We start from the raw sequence: 6776 nt of genomic DNA, 5'->3' as shown, positions 1-6776 counted from the left end.
TTTCACCAAACACCACTCAACTACATGATATTAGAAGGAGTAGTTTATCTTTCTCTGTAACAAAAGAAAGACATTTCATCCGGTGCTTACATTCTCATAATCAATGAGTTATCTCTAAATCAACAATGGAGAACGTGTTAGAAAGTACTAACGATTCTATGAAGCTAAGCCATTGCAATCCCTCGCACTTCGCTTATCTTTCCCTCATGATGTCCTCATCTCATGAGGAGATAATGAGCAGAAATAGAGCAAACGAATAGAGAAAGAAGTGGGGTGCAATATCGGTGACCTAAATGGATAGAAAAGAGAACTTAACACATATCTCGTTTTGGAGTATTTGCATATTTCTTTGTTATGTAGAGGCAATACTATGAGATCCTAAATTCTCCTGAGATATATTAAACCATTCGCAACAGCATAATTTGAGCAGTCTTCTTGAATTTACTGCGAGTGTCAGGGCTTGGCATTTCTTGGCATGCGGTATTAGTTGGTAAGAGATATCCAAATCTGCAATTCCGCTCACCGAAATCTGCAAATGCCAAAACATATAGCACTTAGACAGAAATTGCCCAATTTGCAGGGTTTGGTGATCACAACAATGAAATCTGTTGAATCAATGACCATTGGCTTCCTGAAAATGCTTTTCGGATATTCTGTTCTTTCATATACTTATCTATTATGTCCATTGATCTCCAGTTGTTAATTTGAGTGACTCTTTATAGAGATCCCATATCTACAACTTTATTAAACATAGATGTATATGTGAATAGATCATGAAATCGCTTGACAAGCTCAAGCTTTATTTACTAATTGCTACAGCTAAATATTATTTATTCAGTTGTCGAGTTTACTTCGTAGCGATAAATTGTCTAAAGCTTTATACACAAGGAGATATTATGAATAAAGCGGTGTTAACATTGGCATTGGTATTCTTATCATTAGGATTTTTGTGGGCTGGCTCCTTTGAATGGGGAATTAAATATGGAATAGGTTCTTCCTCGATTCATGGAAACGATAAAGATTACGAATTGGCTTACGACATTTTTCAAGATGAAGCAGGCACGACAGATTTAGGATATCTACGAGTCCGCTCAAACAAGAGCAAGGCTGGCTTTTCTCAGAATGCAGGTATCTATGCTTCAGCAAGGATTTTTAAGAAAATAGATTCTATCAAGCTAAATAGTGAAATAATATGGCACCGCTATAACTTTATTTCCGAGTATGAGAATTCACCTATTCAAACCAATAATGTAATATTAGCGCAAAGCTTTGGAGATTCACTTAGCGGAAACATACAAACAACTGCGGATTATATAAGTCTGCCTGTTTTTATTAGCTTTAATCAGGAACTATCGGAAGAGGCAAAACAAAAGCAATATCAAGGGGCATTTATTTATGGAGGTCCTTCATTTTCGTTGCTGCTTGGAAACGAAAGCAAAAAAGAAGGGGGCATTTCGGCAATGGATTATCAGGTAAAAAAAATAGTGATGGATTCATTTAGTGATGCGGATCCTCTTTCAAATTACAGTTATAAAAGTCAGGTAAGTGGTTTTGATGAGCTAATACAATTTAAAACAGATATTGTATTTGGAGTAGGCTTTGGGTTAAAGGATTTGTTTAAATTTGGCTTTGGCAAAGATGAATTCAATTTTGATCTTCGTTTTACTATGGGCTTAAACGAACTTGGCGACACCGGTAAAAGAGATGCAGTAACACTCCGTTCAATAATGTTTAGCATTGGGAGCAAGTTATGAAGCAAGAACTTAATACGCACAATTCAATTCTTACCATTCTACATATTTTGTTACTTAGTCTATGTGCTTTTTTGATGATGTCTTGTAGCGACACCAGCCCATCCTGGGACAATGAACCGTTGGAAGCACCCCAGTTTAGTCCTTCTGGGGGCGTATTCAATAATGATATCGAAGTTCTTATCTACAGTAAAAGTTATGGTGCGACTATCCATTATACTATGGATGGGAGTGAACCCAATACGGAATCGAGCGTATATAGCGGTCTTATTCAGGTTAATACCGATACTACAATTAAAGCAAGAGCATATAAGGATGGTTGTATGCCCAGCACCATATCTACGGCAGATTTCGTATTTGACCGAGAGACGGTGATGCCAGTTGAGATATCGCCGATTGAGGAATATTTCTATAATCCGGTGTTAGTTACAATGTCTTGCCCCACCAGTGAAGCAGAAATTTACTATACTACTGATGGAACTAGTCCAGACCAGAATTCATTAAGATATGAGGGACCTTTTGAGGTGGAAACTAGATGCGTAGTAAAAGCAAAAGCCTATGCAGAAAACATGATCTCCAGCCTCGTAACTACGGCTTTCTACGATTTGGCTGCACATGATCCCGTTTTTAGTGTGGAGCCCGGCATTTACTCTGATGCACAAATTGTTTCTTTGAGTTGCGAAACGATAGAGGCAGATATCCGTTATACTACAGATGGCAGTGAACCAGATGAAACATCTATGCTTTACACCGATCCCATCGAAATTGCAGTTAATACCATTATTAAAGCTCGCAGCTTTTATAGTAATTGGATTCCAAGCAGCATTGTATCTGGCTTTTACATTATCAACCTCGCTAATCAAATGGAGTTTATTCCGGCTGGTTCATTTAACAATGGTACGGCAAACGTGAATTTATCTGCATTCTATATTGGTAAAAGAGAGATCACGGAACTGGAATGGGTATATGTCATGCTGGATATGGATGAAATACGACCGGATATGCCAATCACAGAAATAAACTGGAATTCTGCGGTTGAATACTGCAATAGGCGAAGCATAATAGAGGGATATGAACCATGTTACGAATACTCAGGTTATGGCGTTAATCCGAATAATTGGCCCAATATACTAGATCATCAACAAATAACGTGCAATTGGAATGCAAACGGTTATCGAATGCCCACGGAAATGGAATGGATGTATGCAGCAAGAGGGGGGCATTTGAGCAATGATTACATCTATAGCGGATCGGATAACATCGACTTAGTAGCTTGGTATAGCGGCAGTGCTATAACCGAACCACAATTTGTGGGCACAAAAGAGCCAAATGAACTTGGCTTATACGATATGAGCGGCAATGTATGGGAGTTTTGTTGGGATTTTTATATTCATGAATATACCAATACGCAATCTACTGATCCCGTAGGACCAAGCAGCGGGCAATATAGAGTATTAAGAGGCGGAAGTTTTAGCACTGACGCTACAAATTGCACTGTATCCAGAAGGTTTTCTACTCCAGCAAATCTCACAGCTGATGCCCATGGCTTAAGAGTTGCAAGAAAGTACTAAGCTGCCTATTGAGTAATCGAATTAATCAGGCAATACTAGAATATTTGCTCTTAGTGAGGGTGTATGGTGCTTATAATGGATAATGATTAGTATATAAATAGTAGATATCTTTCACTATTGGATTTTTTTAGCTTGCCAAATTGCTGCCTTTCAAAACAGTGGCAAAAACATAAGGGAGAATATCATGACAAAGAAAGATAATTGCCTCAACAATGAGGATGAAGTAAAGAATTGCAACTGTGAAGGCGATAGTTGTGAGTGTGAAGAATCCTGCGACGCAGAATCTAACATCATAACCTTGGATATGGAAGATGGAAGTCAAAAAGACTTTATGGTGTTGGACATAGTAAATCACGAAGGTGCAAACTACGTTGCCTTAGCTGAAGTAGGAGCAATGGAATATGACATACTCCGCTTTGAAGAAGCTGAAGAAGAATTGGAACTTAGCATTATAGAAGATGACGATGAATACAACAAAATTGCTGAGTTGTTTACAGAGCGTTTTAACTCTATGCAGGAACTTGAAGAAGAATAAACTATATAATACTGAAAAAGCCGTTCTTATGGTATGAGAACGGCTTTTTTTAGCGACAAAGAAAACAATAGTTTAATCAAGCACCGGTAGAAATGTTCCAATGAGTCCGGCAATTAAGAGTAATCCAGCTGGAGCCAAATAAAGCCAAGCATTAAGTTTAACCCTACGATCGCTTTCGCCCAAACAGATTTTTAAGCCAATGTTAAAAATACCCCACGAGATTACAGCCAACAAAAGCATTAGCAGTGAAAAATACAGATAATGTCCCTTACTAATTAAAACAGCCGCTATCATGAACTTACTGGTAAATAGCGGAGATGGAGGTAAGCCGATAATCAGGGCTGAGGCAATTAACCAGAGCCAAGCGCTGCCTTTATTTATTCTGAGTAGAGAACCTAAGTTTTCGAAATTTTTGTCTTGATAGATGCTTAAAGCATTCCCAGCAATTAGGAAGAAAGCAGCTTTTACAAATGAGTGCCCTAATATATGCAGATACCCGGCTGCGTAAGCTGAAGTACCCAAGCCAAATGCAATCATAATTAATCCCATATTCTCGATGGATGAATAGGCCAGCATACGCTTAAAATCTTTGGTTTTTAAGATAAATACAGTAGCGATAAAAACAGAAAGAAATCCCATGAACAAGTATAAGTTTTGGGCTACATATCCTAGTCCACTATACTGCATCAGTTTATCCATTCTCAGAATGGGAATAAGGGCTATATTTAGTAATGCCCCAGAAAGAAGGGCAGAAATGGGAGCAGGTGCTTCGGAATGTGCGTCGGGTAGCCAAAAATGAAGGGGGGCTAATCCCATTTTGGTACCAAAGCCAATTAGTATAAAGACAAATGAAATCTTCAGCCATAATGGAGATATACTCGCATAATCAATGTTTGCGATATTCAAAGTAGCATTAGAGGGTTGAGCTATTACCAATAAAAGGATTCCAGCAAAAGCTAAGGCAATTCCCACGCTACAGATGAATAAATATTTCCAAGCAGCCTCTAAAGAACTCTTTTTATTAGAATAGCTTATCAACAAAGCCGAAGAAATGGTGGTTGCTTCTACAAATATCCAGATTAAGCCCATATCCTTCGCCATCGTGGCACCGTCCATAGCCATAACAAAAATCATCAAAAAGATGCTGTGGATACGATAATCTCTTATGGAGATTTTCTCTTTCTGTCCGATGCGATAGAAGGCTATTGCAGAGTACAGAACCGAGAGGATCAGATACATGAAGAGCCCCAGATCGTCCATCTCAAGCACACTTCCCCTTTGTACAAAAGCCTGTATTCCAAGTCCGCTATGTAATAGAGCATGGAGTAAAACTAAAAGATCGCATCTGCGCCGGGAAGCCACAAAAGCGCAAAACACAATTGCCAAAAGGGGATATCCCACAAGAAGAATTGAGCCCATTATTCTTCTCTCAGGGTTTGGGGACTATCTGCATCATTAAAAGTTGAACGGATCCGTTTGATAAATAGAACCGCGATAAGAACGGATAACATAATGTCCAAAGATACACCTAAACTTACAATGTAGGGAAGATGAGTACCAGCAGAAAGCGAAAGTAAAAAGATACCGTTTTCCATAATTAAATAGCCCATTAAATGTGTGATAAGCTTTTTATTGGCGATAATGATAAATATGCCTTTGAGTATTGTAGCGAAAGCTATACCAAACTCCAACGGGAAGACTTTTAGCGACCATACTGGAGCTGATGCTGCCAGTACGAAACTAAAGACATAAATCAAACTCATTAGAGCAAGGGAAAAAAAGTTTGAAACAGATGCTTCCACTTCTCTTCGAATCTGGTTGTGTTTAATGGTGTCATCAATAAACCATGGTATTAGAATTGCCTTGAAGATGAGTGTTTCTAAAGCAATTAGACTAAAACTCAACCAGTTGAGTTGAGTAGTTTTAAGTAGTGTGATGCAAAAAAGGATTACACCTTGAATAACCAAGATTTTAATAACCGTGCCCAGCATATTGGTAACTGAAGCCCAAAGTAAGCTAAATCCAAATATTACAATCAGAATTTCCAGCATTACCATGCTCCCATATTTTTGGCGATCAAAGCGGCAAGGGTGAGCAGGGCTATGCTAAGTGGCACTAGTACAAGCTCTAAGTTACGGTTCATCCTAAATCGGGCCACAAGAGACTCTAACATGCCCACCAAAACATAAATGAGTATTAGAAGAATCAGATACCACAAGATAGAACTTCCCACAGGTAAGATCAAATGGCATATAAGCGATGAATAGATGAACATTTTTAAGGCAGATGTGTAGTTGATAAGAGCAAGATTAAATCCACTGAAATCTAAAACCATTACTTCATGAATCATTGTTAGCTCAAGATGGGTGGCAGGATCGTCAAAGGGTACACGCGCACTTTCTACTAATAGCATAATAAACAAAGCAACCGCAATAAACAGCCCAGCAAAAACATCCCAGATATTTAGATATAGTATGCCTTGTTGAGCAAAGATCTGTGCCATACTGCCGGATCCTACACTAAAGATAAGGGTTGCCATTATTAGAAAAAAAGCCGGTTCTAAAAACGCTGTAAAGCTCAATTCTCGGCTAGTTCCCATGCCCTGAAAACTGCTGCCACAATCCATTGCAGCCAAAGCCATCACGCCCTTAGCCAAGCTAAGAAGAAATACAAATAGAATAAAATCTCCTACAAAACCTAATAAAGTGTGTGTAGAAACAAAGGGGACAAACAAGGAGGCAACAAGTGTGCAGACCAAAGCTAGCGAAGGTGCAATTTTACTGATGAAAGTTGAGTGTTCACTCAGGATTTCATCTTTCCGTAAAAGCTTAACAAAATCTCGGATGCTCTGCAATACAGGTTTTCCTTTGCGCCCAACCATTATCGCTTTCACTTTGGGGATAATTCCTATAAACAACA

6 protein-coding genes are annotated in these 6776 nt (G+C 38.7%); 3 read left to right on the top strand and 3 right to left on the bottom strand.

Translation table 11 applies throughout. The features are described from left to right. The first annotated feature begins 896 nt into the window (after nt 1–896). The 3 genes from LHW48_09620 (at nt 897) to LHW48_09610 (ending at nt 3857) form a co-directional block, all read left to right on the top strand. On the top strand, nt 897–1754 hold the full coding sequence (locus LHW48_09620; GenBank protein ID MCB5260709.1) for an outer membrane beta-barrel protein: 858 nt from the start codon (nt 897–899) through the stop codon (nt 1752–1754). Beyond that, nucleotides 1751–3322: a chitobiase/beta-hexosaminidase C-terminal domain-containing protein gene (locus tag LHW48_09615; protein MCB5260708.1), complete on the top strand. Its 1572-nt coding sequence runs from the start codon at nt 1751–1753 to the stop codon at nt 3320–3322. Before LHW48_09620 ends, LHW48_09615 begins: the two co-directional genes overlap by 4 nt. Before the next feature lie 184 nt (nt 3323–3506). After that, nucleotides 3507–3857: a DUF1292 domain-containing protein gene (locus LHW48_09610; protein MCB5260707.1), complete on the top strand. Its 351-nt coding sequence runs from the start codon at nt 3507–3509 to the stop codon at nt 3855–3857. A gap of 72 nt (nt 3858–3929) precedes the next feature. Here LHW48_09610 and LHW48_09605 read toward each other — a convergent pair whose 3' ends face one another. The 3 genes from LHW48_09605 to LHW48_09595 form a co-directional block, all read right to left on the bottom strand. Beyond that, nucleotides 3930–5276 carry a hypothetical protein gene (locus LHW48_09605; GenBank protein MCB5260706.1) on the bottom strand — a complete coding sequence of 449 codons (1347 nt, stop codon included), beginning with the start codon at nt 5274–5276 and terminating at the stop codon, nt 3930–3932. Continuing rightward, on the bottom strand, nt 5276–5908 hold the full coding sequence (locus LHW48_09600; protein ID MCB5260705.1) for a hypothetical protein: 633 nt from the start codon (nt 5906–5908) through the stop codon (nt 5276–5278). The genes LHW48_09605 and LHW48_09600 overlap by 1 nt, the downstream gene beginning before the upstream one ends. Further along, nucleotides 5908–6776 (bottom strand): NADH-quinone oxidoreductase subunit H (locus LHW48_09595; protein ID MCB5260704.1); only part of this gene is annotated, 869 nt, incomplete at its 5' end. The genes LHW48_09595 and LHW48_09600, both read right to left, overlap by 1 nt.

The organism is Candidatus Cloacimonadota bacterium, from assembly GCA_020532355.1.
Taxonomy (GTDB): Bacteria; Cloacimonadota; Cloacimonadia; order Cloacimonadales; family Cloacimonadaceae; genus UBA5456.
This window is presented reverse-complemented; position numbering and strand designations above follow the sequence as displayed.